The following is a 20215-nucleotide window of genomic DNA, read 5'->3' as shown; positions in this document are numbered from 1 at the left end:
TTTTTCCTCTATTGAAAATACAAAAATACCGATTTTTCTTATGAATTTTTTCATGCTATATACATAGTGGGGAGGGAAAAATGATGAATGGAATTGAAATTTTTGCGAATACGATTTTGAAAGAGGCGTGCAGGGTACAAGCTTCGGATTTACATATTGTGCCCCGGAAGAAGGATGTAGCGGTTCAACTGCGTATAGGAAAAGATTTAATGACGAAACACTGTATCGAAAAGGAATTTGGAGAAAAACTTGTTTCACACTTTAAATTTTTAGCATCCATGGATATAGGGGAGAGACGGAAGCCACAAAATGGTTCACTGTATTTACAAATGGATGGACAAGAAGTGTATTTACGCCTTTCCACGCTTCCAACCGTATACCAAGAAAGTCTCGTTATTCGTCTTCATTTACAAGCATCTATTCAGCCGTTATCTCATCTTTCGTTATTTCCAAGTACAGTGAAAAAACTACTCTCTTTTTTACACTATTCACATGGGTTACTCGTATTTACTGGACCGACTGGTTCGGGGAAGACAACAACAATGTATGCATTATTAGAGGTAATTAAAAAAAAGAAAACACGTCGCATCGTTACACTTGAAGATCCAGTTGAAAAAAGAAATGACGATGTATTACAAATTCAAATAAATGAAAAAGCAGGTATCACATATGAGGCGGGACTAAAGGCCATTTTACGTCATGATCCAGATATTATTTTAGTCGGTGAAATTCGTGATGAAGAAACAGCGAAAATCGCTATAAGAGCAAGTTTGACTGGACATTTAGTAATGACGACACTGCATACTAGTGATGCGAAAGGGGCGATACTCCGATTTATGGATTTCGGTATAACGAGGCAAGAGATTGAACAATCTTTATTGGCTATAGCTGCACAGCGACTTGTCGAATTGAAATGTCCGTTTTGCCAAAGAAAGTGCTCAACTTTATGTAAATCAATGAGGCAGGTAAGACAAGCGAGTATTTATGAGTTGTTATATGGATATGAGTTAAAACAAGCAATTAAAGAAGCAAACGGGGAGTGTGTCACGTACAAGCACGAAACATTAGAATCTTCGATACGAAAAGGATACGCTTTAGGATTTTTAGAAGAGGATGTGTATGTTTAAGAAAATATGGAGTTTAAGTGATCAAGTAGTATTGCTGAAACGATTAGGAGAACTATTAGAAAAAGGATACTCCCTTTTGCAGGCATTAGAATTTTTACAGTTTCAATTACCTTTAGAAAAGAAAGTACAATTGCAGCGCATGATTGATGGATTAAAAGATGGAAAAAGTCTACATGATTCTTTTCATCAATTAATGTTTCATCAGGAGGTGTTAAGTTATTTATTTTATGCTGAGCAACATGGTGATATTTCTTTTGCGTTGCAACAAGGGAGCGCACTTCTTTATAAAAAGGATAAGTATAGGAAAGATATGATGAAAATAATGCAGTATCCTATGTTTTTGGCGTTCTTTTTAATAATCATGATTTTTGTTTTTAACCGCATTTTATTACCGCAGGTTGACATGGTATATAGTTCATTCGGTTCTACAGCACCGTTACTTACAGAACAAATATTAAGTGCAATTAAGCTGCTACCCAGCCTTATTTTTAGCACTATTTTTATCATTATGATTGGATGTAGTGTATATATGTTTTACTTTCGGAAACTCCCGCATATGAAGCAGGTAAAAATTATGCTTCGTATCCCCCTCGTAAAAACATTTCTTATTTTAAAGCATTCACATTATTTCGCCACTCAATTGAGCGGTTTATTACAAGGTGGACTATCAGTACTTGAGGCCCTAACAATAATGATGGAGCAAAATTATCATCCGTTCTTTCAATATGAAGCGGGTCGAATTGAACGCCAATTAATTGCAGGAGAACCGTTGCAATCTATTATTGCTAAAAGCGGATATTATGAGGAAGAACTTTCTTATATTATTACGCATGGACAAGCAAACGGTAATTTGGCGCTTGAATTAGGTGACTATAGCGATCTTATTATGGAAAAGATGGAGCAAAAAGTTAAACGTATGTTAGTGATCATTCAACCAATTTTATTTACGTGTATTGGAGGAATAGTCGTTCTTATGTATTTAGCGATGATTATGCCAATGTTTCAAATGATGAATTCTATTTAGGAGGCATTTACATGCAGAATGAAGAAGGGTTTACCCTTTTAGAAATGTTATTAGTTATGGTCGTCATAACTGTACTATTACTATTAATTATTCCGAATGTAGTTACACAGCGTTCATCCGTCGAAGGAAAAGGATGTAAAGCCTATGTGAAATCTATAGAAGCTCAAATACAAGCATACCATTTACAACATAATAAAATTCCCTCGCTAAAAGAGCTAAGGGATGAAAAATATATTACAGCTGATGAGTGTCCGAATGGTGAAGCCATTCATATTTCAAATGATGGCACAGTAACAACTGGGAAACTGTGAAACAAAAAGGTTTTACTCTGTTAGAAATGCTACTCGTTCTATTTGCAATTTCTGTACTAAGTATGGTCACGTATTTTAACGTACATTCATTACATGAAAAACAAAAAGTGGAACAATTTTTAAGACAGTTTTCAAACGATATTTTGTATATGCAACAATTAGCGATAAACCGTCAAAAACACTATACATTACGATGGTATAAAGATAGACATACGTATTATATAGGGGAGCTAAGTGAGAATCTTACTATCATTAAAAGAGAATATGATAGCGATATACAAATTGATTTGAATACTTTTCCAAATCCGATGACATATAATCCGAGTGGAAATATTAATAGAGGTGGCACTATTTTACTTTCGTATCGAAGTTATAAATATGAGATTGTATTTCAGCTTGGGAGAGGGAGATTTACGTATCGTGAAATGTCAAAAAGGGTCAGTGATGGCTGAGATGCTTGTAGCATTAAGTATAGTAATGATGGCAGTATCTTTACTACTTCCGCAAACAGTATTCGTTATGCAAGAACGAAAAAACATACAAATTCGTTATAAAGCATTTGTATTATTAAAAAGGGAAGCAGCTTTATATATGTATGAGAATGGGGCGAAACGACCGCAAGAAAAAGTCGTAAACGGAAATGTATATTACACATATTGGGGAGGAAATGAAGTTTGTGCTATGTGGAAAGATGTGAAAGGAAGAATGATGGAACAATGCTTTTATGCAGGAGAAAAAATAAATTAGAAGTTGGGTTTACATTAATAGAAATGATCGTATGTTTTTTTCTGTTATCACTGTTCTTTTTACTCTTGCCACGTTTAAATTTTATTGGAATAGAAAACAACCAATCAAAAGGATTAAATAATTGGGAATGGGATGTGTTTATAGGACAGATACAATTAATTATTTTCCTTGTCTTGATTGTAATTGAATTAAACACTACATGCACTGGTGCATAAGGGTTTTGCGGGTTCGTTTTCAGTTGTTTAGGGAGGGGTAATCTTTTTTTGGAAACTGATTTGCCCCGCTTTTGCCCCGCTTTTTCTAAAAAATAAATTCTTGCCCCACATAAGCCTCATATTTACTTTGTTCATTTTCTATTATTTTAGGTGTGACATGCGAATAAATGTTAGAAGTAATTTCGATACTTTTATGCCCCAATCTTTCTTGGATATATTTCATTTCTACTCCAGCTTCTAAAAGAAGAACAGCATGAGTATGTCTTAATCCATGAACACTGATTTGAGGTAATTCTGCATTTTTTAGAATGCGGTCTAAAACATTTTTCAATGTTGATTTTGGTATTGGTTTACCTGTAGTTGTAAATACAAAATCAAAAGTCTTATCATACCTAGCACCGAGTTTTAGCTTGCGCTCATTTTGATAAGTTTTAAATGTTTTTAGTACAGAGACAAGTCTATCTGAAATAGTAATTGAACGCACAGAATCATAGGTTTTTGTTTTACCTATTAGGTCTTTACTATTCTTCTGTCCTGTAGGAGTATAAGCGTGATAATTTATAGTTCTATCGATGTGAATCATTTTGTTATCTAAATCAATATTTGTGTCCCACTCTAATGCTGTCGCTTCGCCTTTACGCATACCAGTTTCTACTAAAGTATAAAATAATACATAATATATCATTTTGTCTTTGTGGGCCGTATTTAGTAATTTCGATACTTGTTCTTTTGTTAGATAATTTTCTTTTATAGAATGTTGGTTGAAACGATCTGCAGCAATTAGAATCCTGTTTGTGAAATCCTTGTAAACCATTTCTAAATCAATAGCGCGTTTTATCGCATTTGACATTGTTGAATTAACAATTTCTACTGTTCGTTTGGAATAACCTTTGTTTATAAGGTGATTAATAAATTTTTGGTATTCGATTTTATTCATATCCGCTAATTTGATGTTTTTAAAATACGGGATTATGTGATTGTTAATATTGTTTTTATGGAGAATATAAGTGCTTTGCCCCACTTTTCCTTTTTTATAAGTCTCTAGCCACTCAATTAGATATTCACTTAATAGAGTTTTTTTGCTGTCAGCAGCCATTCCATGGAACAATTGACGCTCTCGTTCATTAGCATGAAAGGTAGCTTCTTTTTTTGAATCAAATCCACCTTTACTTATTTCTCGTTTTTTACCAGTAGTTTTATCGACATATCGGATTCGATATTCCCATTTTTTGCCCCGCTTTCTGAAAGTCGCCATAAAAATCCTCCTTTATATCGTGACATAACACTTGATCTGGGATATGTCACTCTCAAACTTAATTAGAATAATACCACGACAACCTAATTAGCGTAAAAGGAAATCTAATTGTAAAACGTACAGACTGTAATATTTATATGTTCTAAAAGTTAGAAGGAAATAGAAACCAGTTTTCTGGATATATATTACTATTTAGAAAGCCAAAGTTTATGATTTGAGTTATAATGTTTATGAACTAATATATATTTTTATAGGGGATGAAAGTGTGAATAAAACGTTCGAATTTAAAGGTTCTGGGAAGTCTATTATTACTATTGATGGTAACTTTATCCGTATAAAGAGAAAAGGTTTTGTTAACTTTATGAATCATGGTTTGGATGGGGAGAAAACTATTGATATTAATAACTTAACAGGCATTCAAGTTAAAAAGGCTGGATTTACAAGTGGTTATATACAATTCATTTTCATGGGAAGTCAAGAAAGTAAAAAAGGTGTGTTTGCAGCAACTCAAGATGAAAATACAGTTATGTTTGTAAAAAAGGAACAAAAAATGGCTGATGAAATTAAAGAATACATAGAAACTTTTCTAGCTAAAAAGAATAATTCGCAAGTGGCAGCAACAATAAGTGGAGCTGATGAAATCTTAAAATACAAAGAATTATTAGATCAAGGTATTATTACGGACGAAGAGTTTCAAGCTAAGAAGAAACAAGTATTAGGCATTTAAAAAAGCACTCATAAGAGTGCTTTTTATTTTTGAATTCAAGAGAGCAAAATAGCTCTCTTGCTCAAATTGTAAAAAGAAGAAATTTGAGCAATTTGAAATTGGAAATGATTTCTTTTATTATGAAATCAAATCATAGTATTTCATTATTCTCACCAAGGAAACGTACATAATAATCTAGTTGCTTACAGAAATTTTTTCTTTGAGTTTCAGATAACACCCCATATGTTTTCTGAACACCAATCAAGGTATTATGTAACATTTCATCATCCGAATTATCAACGCGACCTGTAAGCACATCTAGTGTTACATTGAAATAGGAAGCGAGGCGAAATAATGTAGTAAGATCCGGCTCAGAAAAACCATTTTCGTAATTGTTTATTTGGCTTCTACTAAGGTTTAGTTCATGAGCTAAATCTTCTTGCCTTAACGAACGACTTTTTCTTAACGTTTTTAAAGTTTCACTAAATGTTTTCATAGTACAAGTATAATTATAGACATATTGATATACTATAAATGATAGATTTATTGTCATTTATGTTATATTGATAGTAAATATGTTTTAAATTTAAAACAAAACAGAACAAAAGTTCGGTTTCGTAGTAAAATATGCATAAGAGGTCTTCATCCGTTAAATGCATAATTGCATATTTATTTTTATTTAATTTGAGATACGTTGATATGTAGCACTTTTTCAACTTTCTCAATAGTTATCTGATAACTACACGACTGAATTTTGGGAAAAATGTGATATTATGATAATAATAAAATAAACGGACGTAAAAAAAGACCCACGGTGTAAGTAGTGTTGGACGCACTCTTACACTGCCCCCTACCATCCTAGGGAACATTGTCGCGGATCTCTTACATAATTATAACACATCTTAGATTAATAGTGGCGCGTTTTCCTTTATATGTAATAAAATGGGGTTTACGTGTCTTTTTTGTCCAAAGGGAGGACAAAGATTGTGATTAATACTTTAACAATCAGTAAAGAAGAAAACGAGACTTTGTTGAAAAAGAAAAAAACAACAACTTTAAAAAAACTAATTAGTATATTAGATACAGAGTTGGCATCTCAAAAAATCACTTACACACAGTTATCTAAATTGTGGGGAATTAGCGTTAGTGGTGTATCTTATGTATTTCGAGGAGAAAGAGAAATCAGTCTTTGTTATTTGGCTAAAACTTTGGTTCTTTTATACGAAAACCATAGTACTAGGCGGAATCTATTAGAAATGTATTTAGATGTAGCAAAACCTGAAAACGCTCGTGAAGCTATGGAATATTTATCGCTGAGAGGCGAATTTGATTTGCTAAAAACTTTGGTGGATCGAGAAAAGAATTCAAATACAGAAGAAAATGTGAAATGGGCAGATGTATATGACTTAATATGCCTTGAATCAAAAAAAGAAATCAAGATATTAGATTATCACGAAATGCTTGAAGAAATGAAAGAAAAAAATCAAAATCCAGAAATGCAAATATTAATGAATATTTTACTTTGTTATACCTCTTATAAATTGGGAGATTATAGGTTATTAACGAAACGCATGACAAAATTAGAAAAAAAAGTGTTCAAAATTAAAAATAAGTTTATAAAAAAGTGTCACAATGTTCGTATCAAGGAAGGTTTGGCATCTATTAGACTAACAAGTGATGAACTTTGTGAAGTTAGAAGGATATGTGATGATGTTATTAGTTTATGCGAAAACGAACCACATCTTTTAATTAACAAAGCTAGAGCTCTTTGGCTAAAAGCCGAATCTTTTATATTTGATGATTATAAAAAATCATTGATGTTCTTTAATGAGGCATTAGAAATTTTAAAGGACAATATTAATCCTGAAATTCTTAGGAAGAAACAAGCGATTTTAAAAACAGTGCAGTTCCTGAAAATTTACCATAAACGTGATTTAGATACACTTGGAATCATGGAAGATGGAGAACGAGCGTTTTATGAAGTGAGAATAGGGAATTTAGAACGAGCGATTGAAATATTAAAAAGTATCGAAAAGAGGAACGGCGGACTATCAGCATTTCAATTAGTCTATCTTGGAATGGCAAAGAATGATCGAGAAATCATCAAACAAGGACTAAGGAAATTCGAAGAAAAAAACTCGCTATTTTATGCTAGATTCGCCAAAAAAGAGTTGGGGCTTATTTGAATAAATGGTATAATATACTTATGAGAGGTGAGGTCTAGTGAAAAAGATTTTAGCTGTTATTTCAACTTTAGCAGTAGCTGGAGCATTAATATTTTCTCCTATTGCGGATAAAGACGAAAAGCCGACGGTGGCACCAAAAGAAAATATAGTTATGATGTCTGATCCTGGCGTAGGCTGGTAAGATATATACTAATGGAAATGCGATTATCTTGAAAAAGATGGTCGCATTTCGTGCGTTATAGGGATTTTCTGTTTTTGCTAAAAAAAACAAAAAGAGGAAGAATGTGAAATGTTCACAATCTAACATAGAGAAAGAGGATGGGGGATTTAAAATGGAGGATTGCAAAAGAGGAATTCAATCATTAATTGACATGGTTAAAAATGGGGATGAACAAGCAACTTTAATTTTAAAGGAAATAGATAACATTTTAGATGAATGTGAAATGAATATGCTAAAGAAAAAAGGATGATTGTTAGCAATAGCTATCAATCATCCTTAATATTTATTGTCTTCTATATCTAATCCAGAAATTAATGCTTTTATTTTTTTAATAGCGAATTCTTTCGTTTCATCATCGAATGTTTCCATGCGATCTATATAATACTTTAGTTCTAACATAACGTCTGAAGCCGAAGATTTTTCGTTAGTTTTATTATCAGATAAGCCCATAATGTAGTCAGTTGATACATTTGCCAAATTAGAAATTTTAGAAACAGTTTCTCTGGATGGAGTCTTTTTACCTGATTCGATATAGGATACCATCGGTTTACTGATATCTACACTATCTGCAAATTGTTGCTGTGTATACCCGATTGACATTCTTATCTCTTTTATTCTTTTCCCAATTATATTCTCCATAACGTTCCCCTTTTTATTACCTTAGTATTACCTCATACATAAAATATAACAGAAAAGTTGACTCTAAGACAACTTAGTTTTTGAATTTGATTTTTTTATGAAATGTTGTTGACTTGTAGTTAACAACTTGGTATTATGAAGACATCGAAAGAAACAAGGGTGATGCTAATGACGAAACTTAATACAGATCGTGCTAAAGAATTAAGGATATCACTCGGTTACACACAGCAATTTGTAGCAGAATACCTAAGTTGTTCCAAAAGTGGTTATTGTTATATGGAACAAGGTAAAAGGCAGCCGAGTTTAGAAAAATTAGGAAAGTTATCAACATTATATAATGTGACAACTGATGAACTGTTAGAACAAAGTTAACTATAGGTTGTCATTTTTTTAAAATATCAAGTTAACCTTATGTTAACTTGATGAGGAGGGAAGAAAATGAATCAATTGAAAATTATGCAACATCCAGTAAGTGAATTTGTTTTTATGGAAGGAAATCAAGTGGTTACAGACAGTTTAACAATGGCTCTAATGTTTGGGAAAGAACACAAAAATGTTATTCGAGATATTGAGGTCCAGCTAGAGAAACTGATTGAAGCTAATGAAATGGAATGGGGGCAGCTCAACTTTGAGCATACCCAATACCGGCATTATCAAAATAAGCAATTGTATCCAAAGTTCAATCTTACAGAAGATGCATTTGCGATTGTTGCAATGAGCTACATAACACCAGAGGCAATGAAAATGAAAATTAAGTTCTTACAAGAATTTAAGCGAATGAAAGAACACATACAAAATTTACAGCAACAACCTAAAAGTGTTGAAGATGCAATCATCTACAGTATGACTGAATTAAAACAAATAAAATCACGACAAGATCAAACGGAAGAAGAAATGAACAAAATGAAATTGCTAGTAGATAACGAGCTATGGCTTACTGAGCAACACAAAGGAGCTGTGCAGAGAAAAGTAAAACAGCGTGTTTTTGAACTTAAAAAAGAAGGCTATGACAATGCATCATATCAAGGGATTTATGGCGCGCTAAAAAGACATTTCGGTGTGGCTAAATACGATAAAATCCCGAGAAAATTTTATCAAAATGCTATGCGATTTATCGCGGGATGGTATCCGCCAGAAAGACCAAGTGTATTAGATGATTATATTTCTTAATAGATAAAATAAAAAATCGATAGAAAAGGAGATATGAAAATGATTAGTGTTCAAGTAGATGAAAAAGAAGTAAGAAATCTTTATCTTACAAAAGTTGAAGAAGTAGTTAAAGAAATTGATGCAGAGTTAGTGTATTGGGACGCAAACGAGTTAAAAAGAAGAACTTGTATGGGATGGAATACCATTCAAAAAACATTCTTTTTTGATCCTAGATTTCCGAAACACAAAGTAGGAGGGAAATGGTATTTCCCAGCTCAACAAGTAAAAGAGTTCTTGTTGCAATGGATATCTGAACAATAAGGAGGTGGTATTGTGGAAGATTTAACATCATTAGCTATATTCGGATTTTCAATCACAGGTAGTTTATGGCTGTTTTATATCACTTATGAGCCGATAAGAAAATGGGCTTGGAGTGATGTAGAACAAAATAAAAAGACCCATGGCAGTGGGTCCGTTAGAAAAAACAAATTTCTATAAGTATACCACGGAAAGTAGGGAAATAGCACATTGGATTTACGAAAAGGAGTGAAGGTTATGAACAACAAGGTATTGCAAATAGGACAAATACATTTTCGCGGTAATGTTATAGACCATGGATGGTTTAAAACACTTACGTTAGATAATGGCAAACCTAATATTGTCGCGATTACTATATTAGGAGAAATCGTCTATTGGTATAAGCCGACTGAGGTAAGAAGTGAACAATCTACTCAAATTGAATATAAGCAAAAATTCAAGGCAGACATGCTTCAAAAGAGTTATCAACAATTAGCCGATTCATTTGGATTTACAAAAAGACAAGTAAAGGAAGCTTGTGATTTCTTAAAAGAACGTGGTCTTATAAAAATTGAATTTAGGACAATTGTTGTCAACGGAACTAGGTGCAATAACGTTATGTATGTGGAACCTATACCTAAAATGATTCAACAAATATCTGTTATGTATTGGGGAAATGGCACCCCTCCTACGATGAAACGTAATAGCCCTATTACTTTAGAAAGTAAAGGGGTCGTACATTCTAAAGTAGCACCCTCTTACGATAAAACGGAAGAGACTCTTACATTAGAACGGAAGACAAATACAGAGATTACTACAAATATTACTACAGAGATTACTACAAATATAAATGATGATGATAACGCCGCTTCAACTCTGAAATTAATTGATCAGGAATTTAAAATCAGTTACAACTTTTTACTTAAAAAGGGAATCCCATTAAGTGAAATTGCAATCCAAGAATTAGGTGAGTTTTGCGATAGATTCGGTAATGAATTAATTACTCACGCTGTTAATAAAGCAATTGATGAAAATGTACCAAAGTGGAGATATATCCGCAGTATTTTAAGTAGTTGGGACAAGGCGAAAGTAAAAACATTACATGATGTTGCTGCATTAGATACTCGATTTGAGATGAGTAAGAAAAATAATAAACGTACTGGTAAAGGCTATGCTAATCGAACTGAGGCTGTGCCAGGTTGGTTACATCAACAGGAAGGACCTGAACCAATGCAACAACCGCAGCAATCCCAAAGTGATGATATTGAGGAAAACAAAAAGCGTTTAGATGAGATATTAAACAAATATAAAAATACTAAAGGGGAGTAAGGTATGAAAAACATAGGTGTTGTAATTCCGGTAGAGTTACGCAGAACTTTAGGAATCGCTGAAGGAACAGCATTAGACTTTCATGTTGAGGGGGAAAACATCGTTTTAAGAAAACAAGAAAAGTCATGTTTTGTAACGGGTGCAGTGTCTGAATCAAACATCGAATTGCTAGGCGGGCGAATGTTTTTGAGTAAGACGGGAGCAAATGAATTACTTAATGCTCTTGAAAAGAGCGTGAAGGTACATGCCTAAGCAATTAAATATTTTCGATGTAGAGCCAGCAATTTGTGAGTTCGATGTAATGAAAGCCAATGTAAAAAAAGGAGATGGACGCGTTACATATGCAGATGTACGTGTCCAAGTTCCAAGAAATGCAAAGGGTACGGATGAATTACCACGCACGACTAAACAAGATGATCGTTATGACATCTTTGAACAATATGTAATGGCAATTTGGAGGTTTCAACGAGCTGTAGATAAGTTCTTTAGTTGGGAAACAGCGGAAGAGTTATGTAAGGCAGCAAGAGATAAAAAAGAAATAATTCCGGTACGGATTTACTTAGGAAGTGGATTTAAACCTGATGTTGTCGAGTACATGCGGTAGTAAAAGGGAGAGGAACATATGAAAAAAATAGAAATCGATGTTAGCAGCAACAAGCTTTTAATAGTGAAGGATGGAAATGTAACAGCAGTAAATCCACCAATGAGCGGATTTGGTGAACAAGTTGCAGTTTGGGTAAACGGTAAAGTTGATCGTGTGGATACTAAGTTTACTGAAAAGATAAAATAATCATTTTTAGAAAGTAGGTTCGCTTATGAGTGTAGCAAGAAATCATGAAGCGATGAAAGAATCACGCTTGAAAATATACATTGCTTTAGAAGAAGCTAACTTCATTTGGGATGAAAGAGATGTAATTCGTTTTCGTGAAATGTGGAATCAAGGTATGAGTTTACCAGATATGGCAGAAGCACTAAGGAGACACCAAGCTGAGGTTGCTCTCCTTGTAATAGATCAGGCTGATAAGTATTTGATTGAAAATCGTCCGATAGGATTAGGAATTTGCTAAATAGGAAGGGGAAAACAAAATGAACTTAACTAGAATATTTGGAATGCAAAAGGTGTTAGATACAAGAATCATCAAGGAACACGGATTGGAAGGGCAAAATCTATTTTACAATATGATCCTTGCTTTACAGGTTGAAATTGGAGAACTTGCAAATGAAGCAAGATGCTTTAAGCATTGGAGCAATAAAGGTCCTAGTGAAAGAGAAGTCATTTTAATGGAGTATGTAGACGGGTTGCATTTTATAGCTTCATTAGGAAATGGAATTGGATTTAAACCTGAAAATTATAACTTAGCAATGTTAGAGCTTAAATCAAGAGTTTACGCATCGAATTCGCTAGTCAATCAATTTAATAATGTATATGAAGCTGTATCGGAATTTCGTGCAACTCAAGATATTGAGCTGTATGAAGAGTTACTATACTCATTCTTAGGATTAGGTAGGAAATTAGGATTCACATTTGAAGAAATTGAACAAGGATATTGCAAGAAGAACGAAGTAAATCATCAACGCCAGAATAACGGGTATTAAGAAAGAAAGTAAAAAGTCCTAGCGTTTCACTCTAGGACTCAAGGCAGTAAAGCTGTTGCAATTGTCGATTCCATATTTATGACTGTAAGGAACTTTCATAGTATAACTAATTATTTATTATAAGTATATATAAATTTTAAAAAATTCTACAAAATCGTTGTTTTAGTAGATTGCTATAAAATTTGAATTTTGTAGAAAAGTAGGTGTGGATATGCCTAAAACAAAAGCTGAGTTAATAAGTAAAGCAAGTGAAGCAGCTGAAAAATGGTTAGATGCAGAAGAAGGAGTAGGTGGAGGGTTCGATATACAGCCTATGGACTTTATAAGGTTTGTAAATAGAGAACTTGCCCCACATATGACAAAAGAAGCATTACAAAAATTAATACGTGAGTATGAAGGTTGGCTCAATATTTAAACAAAAGCGTTATTTTAATCGGAAAAGGGAACGCGAATATGAAATAAGACCGTTCCCTTTATAGGAACGGCTGTACAAATATCATGTGCTGGAGGTCGCTCCAAATGGCATAAGACGTTTTCTCTAAACATTATAGACAAGAATTTTTACGATTATACGCAAAAACGGCAGGCAACCGATTAAGTTACCCGCTACGTTCTTGCACATTAAGGAGGAGCGTCTCCGATTGGAAAGAGTACAGCCGGTGGGAAGTCGGCTCAGATGTAGTATGTGTAATACAAAAAAGATTATTCGTAAAGGGGAATGAGAGATGGAATACATTGAAAAAGCAAATGGAGAAATTAGAAAAGGTTGGTTCAAAGATCATGTGGCTGAAATTCAAGGTGAAGAAGGATTGCAGATTATTTACTGGGGCAAGCCTGGGACAGGAATGTATCGCGCTAAATTTGTTCTTTCAGGATATAACGTTTTTGTTTCTGGTGATATTGGCGAAGCAGTGTATAGCCTTACATGTCCAGCAACATTAGAAAACATTAAAGGATTCAATTTAGGGTACTTCACTGAAAAGTTAACAGCATTTTGTGGAAAGCGTTGGGATTTTGATCAAGACAAAGCAAAAGAGGAACTCAATGACTTTTGGGAAGAGTATGAGATGAACGAAATAGAAGGTGGACAAGAAATCTATGATGATATAGTTTCAGCAATTGATGAAAGTTCGTCCATGGAATCTTTTCACTTTTGGGTGGGGAATGTTTACCGCAATAGCTCATTAGAGTCCGACACAATGGAATACATTTGGGATTTCGGAAAAAGGTTACCACGTCGTTTAATAGGTTATTGGTTGGGGCTACAAATGGCAATAGAGCAATTAGAGAAAAGTAAACCTGCAGCAGAAGCAGTGACTTTATAACAAAATAGTTATTTTAATAAAAAACGGGGAAATGAGGGGAGTGAAAGAAAAAGAACCCTTTATATAAAGGGTTCTTCTGGTGATTTAATCTATTAATTACATTCGTGGTAATATTCATCACATGAATCGTTATTATCGTTACAGCAGATACAAAATGTTTTTTGAACAAATAAACTAACTGCACTATTAGGACCTTCCTGCTTTGTAAGAGTAAGACTTTGAAAATCTTCAACTTGAAATATTTTTGTTTGAACGGGTTGTAATGTAGTAGTAATTGGTATGCTAGATCTTCTTGTTAGAATAGTTACTTGAACGGGTGCACTCATACCGACAACGAATAACTGAATTAATGTTTTATTGTGATTGTTGGTGAAATCTTCAAATACTGTTTGTGGAGTGGTATTTAGGAGGTCAATAGATATAGGTATATTTCCATTTAAATTTTCTCCTGAACCACTAATTGTATGAGTCTCAACAAAACAGTTATTTTTTTGGTGGTCCGAATGCGATTGGTTTTTATAATACTTTTTACCATCTTTATAAAAGTAATCAGCCATATGAATTTAAAGCTCCCTTCTTTTAGATGTCTATATAGTCTATTTAATAAAGCGAAGTAGTGCTTGTACAACATAATAAAATCCGCTCTCGTAATTATTTGAAAATGTTATTTGAAAATTAAAGAGCGCCATTCAAGGCGCTCTCGGATAAAAAATAATATTGAAAAAGAATACCACATTATATTTTATGCATGTTCTTAATAAATGTGCAGTTTTTTAACAAAATTCTTATTGTATGACCAAAAATAAAAGAACCCGTTTGTTATAAACGGATTCTTCTCTCAAGGTCTGCAAGAAATTCAAGGTAACTGGACCAGAGCACCATATAGAATTTCTTGTGATATTAATGTATTCAAAGAAATCTAAAAGATGAATGGGAATTAAATAAAATCCTTATTGTAAATAAAAAGAGATAGGGTTCACAACCCCATCTCTTTCAACAAAGCCGAGTGTAATTTTGCTTCTTCACAATTTGGATTAGTACAGTAATGAATAAACGAATGTTCATCGTGTTGTATGAGAGGTTGATCACAAGATACACATGTATATGGTGAAAGCATTTTAAATACCTCCTTACAAATTATGGGTTAATTTTAACACAGTTTTATCTGGTTGAGGAGTAAGACAAAATCGTTATTTAAAAACAAAAAGCCCTAGAGTTAGGGCTCTAGGGCTTCTTGTTTTGGTATTCTCACATGGTTCTTCAAAAAGAATAGAACATACTGAAGATAACATGTGAATGTTTCATAAATGTATCAAAAAAGTGAACAAAATTGCTATTGCAGAAGATGCAGAAATGAAGTTTCTAATACGTAAGTACGTGAAAGGTATTATTTCCAATGGATAAAATGCGCATGGGACACCTAATCATTATTTTATCGGAGGAAAAGAATATGTTATGAACTCGGTTGAATGAAAAAATGACAATTTTACTTTTAGAGTGAAACTGAACAAAATTCTTATTGTATGACCAAAAATAAAAGAACCCGTTTGTTATAAACGGATTCTTCTCTCAAGGTCTGCAAGAAATTCAAGGTAACTGGACCAGAGCACCATATAGAATTTCTTGTGATATTAATGTATTCAAAGAAATCTAAAAGATGAATGGGAATTAAATAAAATCCTTATTTTAAAGTTAAAGAGCGCCTTGTAGAGCGCTCCTTATAGCTAATTATGAATGTTTATGTTCAATCTTAGATTTCTTGCTTGGAGGAATAAAATGCTCTTGAACAAAGTTTTGATAGACAATACCGCCAATAATTACAATATAAAACACCGCACAAAAGAAGATTAAAATGTATTTTAATGCCTTGTTCATATTAGTACCGTCCTAAAAGAGAATTATTTGGATTTTAATATGGTATGTAAAAAAGGTGCATTTATACAAGGGAAGGGTAGCTAGCCAAAGTAAAACAAAATCTTTATTTAAATAAAAAAGAGCGCTTTGTAAGGCGCTCTATGACAAAGATTCATATAGAAAAAAAGGTGAACATGATATTGTATGTATGTTTTTTATGGCTGTGAAACTTTTAAACAAAATCGTTATTTTAATTAAAAGAGCAGCTAGCAAAAGCTAACTGCTTGTTAAAAAAGAATCCACTCTAGGTTATTTACTGCCAGAGTTTCAAGAAATAAATGATTAAATTAATTTAATTTTTCAATTACAATCGAAGCATTTATATTTGTTTGTGTTCCACCTGCTAAAGTCTGCAAAGTAACCGCAGCAGCGGAAGTATGATTATTAAGGGTAATAATATCACCTGCAGCTAAAGCGAGGATTGTTTGGCCGTTGTTTGGTTGAGTCCCTGCACCTGATCCATAAACTGCGCTGGTAACCGGAGCACCATTTAAAAAAAGTGTGAATTGATTAGGCTCAACTCCTGATACAGAAAAAGAAATTTTATAATCTCCTGCATTAAGAACCATTAATTGAGAAGTTCCCAGTGTATGAGTAAAACCAGATGTCATTCTACCATGTGAATTAAAAAGAATAGGTGCTTCTAAAGCAACAACTTGAGCTGCTGTATTGAAAACATAAGCATAATGAGATAACCCGGATACTGTAAGTCCGGTAGGTCCAGTAGGCCCAGTAGCTCCAACAATTCCTGATAATCCGGTAGGCCCAGTAGGCCCCGGAGGTCCAACAGTTCCTGGCAATCCGGTAGGTCCAGTAGGCCCCGGAGGTCCAACAGTTCCTGGCAATCCGGTAGGCCCAGTAGGCCCTGGAGGTCCACCAGAAGGTCCGGTTGCTCCAGTTATGCCGGTAGGTCCAGTAGGCCCTGGAGGTCCACCAGAAGGTCCGGTTGCTCCAGTTATGCCGGTAGGTCCAGTTATGCCGGTAGGTCCAGTAGGCCCCGGAGGTCCACCAGAAGGTCCGGTTGCTCCAGTTATGCCGGTAGGCCCAGTAGGCCCCGGAGGTCCACCAGAAGGTCCGGTTGCTCCAGTTATGCCGGTAGGCCCAGTAGGCCCCGGAGGTCCACCAGAAGGTCCGGTTGCTCCAGTTATGCCAGTAGGCCCAGTAGGCCCCGGAGGTCCACCAGAAGGTCCGGTTGCTCCAGTTATGCCGGAAGGTCCAGTAGGCCCAGTAGGTCCACCAGAAGGTCCGGTTGCTCCAGTTATGCCGGTAGGCCCAGTAGGCCCCGGAGGTCCAACGGTTCCTGGCAATCCGGAAGGTCCAGTAGGCCCAGTAGGCCCTATTTGAGGCAAAGGAAAGGAACATGGAAAGGGTATGTGACATTTCTTTTTAAATTTACTCATTTTTACACCTCCCTTATAAATTAACTAACAATTTATATTTATACTTTAACAACTTATGAGTAAACAGACACACGGGTGTAAGGAAAAACCCTACAATAATTACATAAAAGGTTTTAAGAGCAAGCCTTTATTTCACATTCCATACCAAAAAGAGCACTATATATAAGTGCTCTTCGGATTAAAGCTCTTAGTGTAAAAGAGTACGTGATACCAAATGTAATTTTTTCATGGGCGTGAAGTATTTGAACAAAAAAGCTATTTTAGTAGGGAACAAGTTTAAAAGGCCCTGGTTGACACAGGACCTTTTAAAAGGGAACAACAATTGACATGTTAATAATTATGACTGAAAGTTACTTTCATATTACCATTATTGGGATTTTAATTCTAATAATGGTTGTTGAGAAATAAAAAATTATTTGGCACAACAAAGCAGCTAGCTGAAGTAGCTAACTGCTCCATTGTACGCTTTTAGAAGTAGCATAGGATACAACTATAGTATAAACGGATATCGAAATATTATGCAGGAAAGAAAACTAAACAAAAATTTCATTTTGTAGAAAACCGCCAAAGTAAAAAGAGCACTTGTTCCAGAGTGCTCGCTTAAAAAATATTCTGTGTATTTGAGGTTATGTTTGTGAGTGATGAACCAATGGATGTCGGTAAAGATAAGGTTCAAGATAGTTTATTCATCTTAAAGTAAATGGGTACTTGTACTTCCAAAAAAGAGCAGCTAGCAAAAGCTAACTGCTCCATTACCAAAAAGGTTTCAGGCTGCAATCACTGTTAAGAAAGCAGCTTACAGATAGTATGTACAGAATTGTAATGATTATTCGGATGAATAAAAAAAGAGCACCTTCGAAAAGTGCTCTTTCATGAAGGTTATGCGGAAATACAATGACGAGATCCCCTAGTAGAAAGGAAGGCACAAAATAATATATGAACGTTTATCTAATGGGTGACAGTGAAATAAAAAGAGCAGCTAGCAAAAGCTAACTGCTTCAATCAGGGATGTAATTCTAGATGTATATATATTATTGACGGAATGTTGAGTTTTATTCAGGGGAGGAAAAGAAATGGTTCAAATTTGTCCTATGTGCAACAAGGAAACATGCGATCCAAATGATGAAGGAACCGATGTTGATTTCTGTGATAAATGCATGACAGCAGCAATTGATATGGAGGATGAGAAACAACGCAAACAAATGATAATAGGAATGGATTGGGGTAGTCCTGATGGTTCGTTTAGTGCCACTATTACTATCCCATATAAAAGAAACTCAACAAAATAATCCTTTGTGCGACACGTTTCCTCATAAGTGTGTAAACACGAAAGAGGAGGATTATCAATTTTGATAATAACAACCGATTGACTGAAAGTAGGAATGAAAGCCGTCAGGTTGAGCTGAAACTACTTATCTGATACTCCTACATGCAAGGCGTGGTAGTAGTCACAAATTGTATGAAGCTAGGTGAAGTCGGCTGAACAAAACCTAAGTGAGAAATCATATGGTAATGGATAGGTCGGGGTGCTACAAAATATCTAAGGTGAGAATGTCCTAAATAACGGACTGGCGAACTTGCGAATGTACGGGTCTAAATTATTAATACACAAGAAATGTGTATGTCGTCAATGACGATGCTATCTACCGAAAAGTAAGATTAAAGGATATGAAATTCGGAACATCTAACGATGAGGATGTAAAGATAACAGGCTTAAAGCAAGCACCTAAGGATATATGAATAGCTAGGTCAATCGGAACGTGGTAAGCAAGAAACTGTCACCAACGCCTACTAGCGGACAGGTGCATATAAGGTTCTAACGAACCGAAGTTGCTTCATTCTTGTGAAGGTGGGGACACAGTACCGATGAAGCATGTAACGGATGTGGAGGGATAGTCCCTAGTCTTGTTCTTTGAAAACTAAATCAACTGGATGTAACTCACAGGATCGAGTAAGATGATGTGACTTTTCGTAAGAAAAGGGAATGAATACGTTGGTGAGTACAACATTGTTTGTAATCTAGTTGCTTTAGTATAAAAGGATAAGATGGGGCGCTGTATGCGATGAAAGTCGCACGTACAGTGCTAAGCGGGGGAAAAGATGGAGATAACTTCAAAGTCTTACCTATCGCAACTAAAGCGAGGTTGGGAGAATGAAAGGTTTGAAGAAAAGAAAAATTAGAAAAGCAATCGCTCGTCGCGCGAAGGCAGTAGAGAAACATCAAGTCGATAACGCTTGGAGAAACATTTTTGTTCAAGCTGGAATAATAAAATAACAGTACTGGAGGAATAAAAAATGAATAGTAAACAGTTTTTCGGAATGTATTGGGCTCTTTACTTAATCATTATGTTCGTGACCTTTAGTAATTCAAAAAGCTTCATACAAGTGGGAATCATTATGGCACTTGTAATCTTTATTTCAGAGGTTGATCATCGGTATGGATTTTATAAGGGAAGTAAAAAAGCTAAATTAAAGTGAAAAACAAATACAGTCCGGCTAGAAAACTAGAGGACACCAATTCATTAGAACAGCAATTAAAGCTGTTTTAGGAATAGGTGTCCTTTTTATTTTGAAAAGGGAGATGGGGAAATGAAGGTGCTAAGAGATCAGTTACGCGAGTGGGAAAAGCAATCGAAACAAGCAAAGAAGAAAAATAAGAAAAAACAAAGAGAGAAATTAAGTACTCGTGATATTGAAGATTTAATGGGGATTCGTGGACCACGATATGAACGTAGACGTGGAGCATTAAGACAAAAGTAATTTAAAAATAAAAAG

Annotated in this window: 31 protein-coding genes and 1 pseudogene; 26 read left to right on the top strand and 6 right to left on the bottom strand. The window is 34.5% G+C overall.

Annotated elements, in window-relative coordinates:
* Positions 1 to 83 precede the first annotated feature (83 nt).
* The 6 genes and pseudogenes from comGA to ACU8YW_RS21170 form a co-directional block, all read left to right on the top strand.
* A complete protein-coding gene (comGA, locus tag ACU8YW_RS21195; protein WP_088064407.1) occupies positions 84 to 1127 on the top strand; it encodes a competence protein ComGA in 1044 nt (347 codons plus the stop codon).
* Positions 1120 to 2151 carry a competence type IV pilus assembly protein ComGB gene (gene comGB / locus ACU8YW_RS21190; RefSeq protein WP_137010973.1) on the top strand — a complete coding sequence of 344 codons (1032 nt, stop codon included), beginning with the start codon at positions 1120 to 1122 and terminating at the stop codon, positions 2149 to 2151. The genes comGA and comGB overlap by 8 nt, the downstream gene beginning before the upstream one ends.
* A gap of 11 nt (positions 2152 to 2162) precedes the next feature.
* Positions 2163 to 2462, top strand: a complete 300-nt coding sequence (gene comGC, locus ACU8YW_RS21185; protein ID WP_088064405.1) for a competence type IV pilus major pilin ComGC — start codon at positions 2163 to 2165, stop codon at positions 2460 to 2462.
* A complete protein-coding gene (comGD, locus tag ACU8YW_RS21180) occupies positions 2459 to 2914 on the top strand; it encodes a comG operon protein ComGD (protein WP_000810391.1) in 456 nt (151 codons plus the stop codon). Before comGC ends, comGD begins: the two co-directional genes overlap by 4 nt.
* Entirely contained in the window at positions 2907 to 3209 is a 303-nt protein-coding gene (locus ACU8YW_RS21175; RefSeq protein ID WP_097889617.1) for a competence protein ComG, read from the top strand. The genes comGD and ACU8YW_RS21175 overlap by 8 nt, the downstream gene beginning before the upstream one ends.
* A pseudogene (locus tag ACU8YW_RS21170) lies at positions 3179 to 3367 on the top strand (pilus assembly FimT family protein); the annotation flags it as partial. The gene ACU8YW_RS21175 and the pseudogene ACU8YW_RS21170, both read left to right, overlap by 31 nt.
* 142 nt (positions 3368 to 3509) lie before the next feature.
* Here ACU8YW_RS21170 and ACU8YW_RS21165 read toward each other — a convergent pair.
* Positions 3510 to 4679 carry a site-specific integrase gene (locus ACU8YW_RS21165; protein ID WP_426933888.1) on the bottom strand — a complete coding sequence of 390 codons (1170 nt, stop codon included), beginning with the start codon at positions 4677 to 4679 and terminating at the stop codon, positions 3510 to 3512.
* 265 nt (positions 4680 to 4944) lie between these two features.
* Here ACU8YW_RS21165 and ACU8YW_RS21160 point away from each other — a divergent pair, with 265 nt between their 5' ends.
* On the top strand, positions 4945 to 5406 hold the full coding sequence (locus tag ACU8YW_RS21160; RefSeq protein ID WP_426933887.1) for a DUF4429 domain-containing protein: 462 nt from the start codon (positions 4945 to 4947) through the stop codon (positions 5404 to 5406).
* A gap of 130 nt (positions 5407 to 5536) precedes the next feature.
* Here ACU8YW_RS21160 and relB read toward each other — a convergent pair whose 3' ends face one another.
* Positions 5537 to 5881 carry a type II toxin-antitoxin system RelB family anti-toxin gene (relB, locus tag ACU8YW_RS21155; protein ID WP_426933886.1) on the bottom strand — a complete coding sequence of 115 codons (345 nt, stop codon included), beginning with the start codon at positions 5879 to 5881 and terminating at the stop codon, positions 5537 to 5539.
* Between the two features lie 490 nt (positions 5882 to 6371).
* Here relB and ACU8YW_RS21150 point away from each other — a divergent pair, with 490 nt between their 5' ends.
* From ACU8YW_RS21150 to ACU8YW_RS21140, 3 genes are all read left to right on the top strand, one after another.
* A complete protein-coding gene (locus ACU8YW_RS21150; protein ID WP_426933885.1) occupies positions 6372 to 7571 on the top strand; it encodes an AimR family lysis-lysogeny pheromone receptor in 1200 nt (399 codons plus the stop codon).
* A 37-nt stretch (positions 7572 to 7608) separates the two neighbouring features.
* A complete protein-coding gene (locus ACU8YW_RS21145) occupies positions 7609 to 7752 on the top strand; it encodes a hypothetical protein (protein WP_426933884.1) in 144 nt (47 codons plus the stop codon).
* Between the two features lie 103 nt (positions 7753 to 7855).
* Positions 7856 to 8041, top strand: coding sequence for a hypothetical protein (locus ACU8YW_RS21140; protein WP_000650298.1), 186 nt, complete (start codon positions 7856 to 7858; stop codon positions 8039 to 8041).
* A gap of 26 nt (positions 8042 to 8067) precedes the next feature.
* Here ACU8YW_RS21140 and ACU8YW_RS21135 read toward each other — a convergent pair whose 3' ends face one another.
* On the bottom strand, positions 8068 to 8430 hold the full coding sequence (locus ACU8YW_RS21135) for a helix-turn-helix domain-containing protein (protein ID WP_000427703.1): 363 nt from the start codon (positions 8428 to 8430) through the stop codon (positions 8068 to 8070).
* A gap of 168 nt (positions 8431 to 8598) precedes the next feature.
* Here ACU8YW_RS21135 and ACU8YW_RS21130 point away from each other — a divergent pair, with 168 nt between their 5' ends.
* The 12 genes from ACU8YW_RS21130 (at position 8599) to ACU8YW_RS21075 (ending at position 14126) form a co-directional block, all read left to right on the top strand.
* On the top strand, positions 8599 to 8802 hold the full coding sequence (locus ACU8YW_RS21130; protein WP_000163953.1) for a helix-turn-helix domain-containing protein: 204 nt from the start codon (positions 8599 to 8601) through the stop codon (positions 8800 to 8802).
* Positions 8803 to 8868: 66 nt separating this feature from the next.
* Positions 8869 to 9600 (top strand): ORF6C domain-containing protein, encoded by a 732-nt coding sequence (locus tag ACU8YW_RS21125; protein WP_426933883.1) that lies wholly within the window; start codon positions 8869 to 8871, stop codon positions 9598 to 9600.
* Positions 9601 to 9639: 39 nt separating this feature from the next.
* Positions 9640 to 9900, top strand: coding sequence for a group-specific protein (locus ACU8YW_RS21120; RefSeq protein WP_426933882.1), 261 nt, complete (start codon positions 9640 to 9642; stop codon positions 9898 to 9900).
* A gap of 12 nt (positions 9901 to 9912) precedes the next feature.
* Positions 9913 to 10077, top strand: a complete 165-nt coding sequence (locus ACU8YW_RS21115) for a hypothetical protein (RefSeq protein WP_098257764.1) — start codon at positions 9913 to 9915, stop codon at positions 10075 to 10077.
* Between the two features lie 57 nt (positions 10078 to 10134).
* Complete coding sequence (locus tag ACU8YW_RS21110; protein ID WP_446893998.1) at positions 10135 to 11205, top strand: DnaD domain-containing protein; 1071 nt, start codon at positions 10135 to 10137, stop codon at positions 11203 to 11205.
* 3 nt (positions 11206 to 11208) lie between these two features.
* Entirely contained in the window at positions 11209 to 11457 is a 249-nt protein-coding gene (locus tag ACU8YW_RS21105; protein ID WP_426933880.1) for an AbrB/MazE/SpoVT family DNA-binding domain-containing protein, read from the top strand.
* Positions 11450 to 11809 carry a cell division protein SepF gene (locus tag ACU8YW_RS21100; RefSeq protein WP_426933879.1) on the top strand — a complete coding sequence of 120 codons (360 nt, stop codon included), beginning with the start codon at positions 11450 to 11452 and terminating at the stop codon, positions 11807 to 11809. Before ACU8YW_RS21105 ends, ACU8YW_RS21100 begins: the two co-directional genes overlap by 8 nt.
* 18 nt (positions 11810 to 11827) lie before the next feature.
* Complete coding sequence (locus ACU8YW_RS21095; protein WP_000717826.1) at positions 11828 to 11995, top strand: DUF3954 domain-containing protein; 168 nt, start codon at positions 11828 to 11830, stop codon at positions 11993 to 11995.
* A gap of 25 nt (positions 11996 to 12020) precedes the next feature.
* On the top strand, positions 12021 to 12272 hold the full coding sequence (locus ACU8YW_RS21090; RefSeq protein ID WP_000109485.1) for a hypothetical protein: 252 nt from the start codon (positions 12021 to 12023) through the stop codon (positions 12270 to 12272).
* A 19-nt stretch (positions 12273 to 12291) separates the two neighbouring features.
* The gene (locus ACU8YW_RS21085) at positions 12292 to 12801 is read left to right on the top strand and encodes a dUTP diphosphatase (protein ID WP_426933878.1); all 510 of its coding nucleotides are present in this window, start codon (positions 12292 to 12294) and stop codon (positions 12799 to 12801) included.
* A 211-nt stretch (positions 12802 to 13012) separates the two neighbouring features.
* Positions 13013 to 13216, top strand: coding sequence for a hypothetical protein (locus ACU8YW_RS21080; protein ID WP_330938810.1), 204 nt, complete (start codon positions 13013 to 13015; stop codon positions 13214 to 13216).
* A gap of 310 nt (positions 13217 to 13526) precedes the next feature.
* The gene (locus ACU8YW_RS21075) at positions 13527 to 14126 is read left to right on the top strand and encodes a hypothetical protein (protein ID WP_330938809.1); all 600 of its coding nucleotides are present in this window, start codon (positions 13527 to 13529) and stop codon (positions 14124 to 14126) included.
* 92 nt (positions 14127 to 14218) lie between these two features.
* On the opposite strand, the gene ACU8YW_RS21070 is transcribed toward ACU8YW_RS21075, so the two are convergent.
* The 3 genes from ACU8YW_RS21070 to ACU8YW_RS21060 all read right to left on the bottom strand — a co-directional run bounded on the left by ACU8YW_RS21070 (position 14219) and on the right by ACU8YW_RS21060 (position 17440).
* Positions 14219 to 14683, bottom strand: a complete 465-nt coding sequence (locus ACU8YW_RS21070; protein WP_426933877.1) for an exosporium protein D — start codon at positions 14681 to 14683, stop codon at positions 14219 to 14221.
* 419 nt (positions 14684 to 15102) lie between these two features.
* Positions 15103 to 15243, bottom strand: coding sequence for a hypothetical protein (locus ACU8YW_RS21065; protein WP_426933876.1), 141 nt, complete (start codon positions 15241 to 15243; stop codon positions 15103 to 15105).
* 1084 nt (positions 15244 to 16327) lie between these two features.
* Complete coding sequence (locus ACU8YW_RS21060) at positions 16328 to 17440, bottom strand: BclA C-terminal domain-containing protein (RefSeq protein ID WP_446893997.1); 1113 nt, start codon at positions 17438 to 17440, stop codon at positions 16328 to 16330.
* Between the two features lie 1073 nt (positions 17441 to 18513).
* On the opposite strand from ACU8YW_RS21060, the gene ACU8YW_RS21055 reads away from it, so the two are divergent.
* From ACU8YW_RS21055 to ACU8YW_RS21040, 4 genes are all read left to right on the top strand, one after another.
* A complete protein-coding gene (locus ACU8YW_RS21055) occupies positions 18514 to 18729 on the top strand; it encodes a hypothetical protein (RefSeq protein WP_142334632.1) in 216 nt (71 codons plus the stop codon).
* An 863-nt stretch (positions 18730 to 19592) separates the two neighbouring features.
* Positions 19593 to 19715 carry a DUF3983 domain-containing protein gene (locus ACU8YW_RS21050; protein WP_098649489.1) on the top strand — a complete coding sequence of 41 codons (123 nt, stop codon included), beginning with the start codon at positions 19593 to 19595 and terminating at the stop codon, positions 19713 to 19715.
* 20 nt (positions 19716 to 19735) lie between these two features.
* Positions 19736 to 19918: a hypothetical protein gene (locus tag ACU8YW_RS21045; protein ID WP_426933874.1), complete on the top strand. Its 183-nt coding sequence runs from the start codon at positions 19736 to 19738 to the stop codon at positions 19916 to 19918.
* A 111-nt stretch (positions 19919 to 20029) separates the two neighbouring features.
* Positions 20030 to 20200 carry a hypothetical protein gene (locus ACU8YW_RS21040; protein ID WP_098649488.1) on the top strand — a complete coding sequence of 57 codons (171 nt, stop codon included), beginning with the start codon at positions 20030 to 20032 and terminating at the stop codon, positions 20198 to 20200.
* Positions 20201 to 20215: the final 15 nt, after the last annotated feature.

The sequence above is a fragment of the Bacillus pretiosus genome, assembly GCF_052947655.1.
This window is presented reverse-complemented; position numbering and strand designations above follow the sequence as displayed.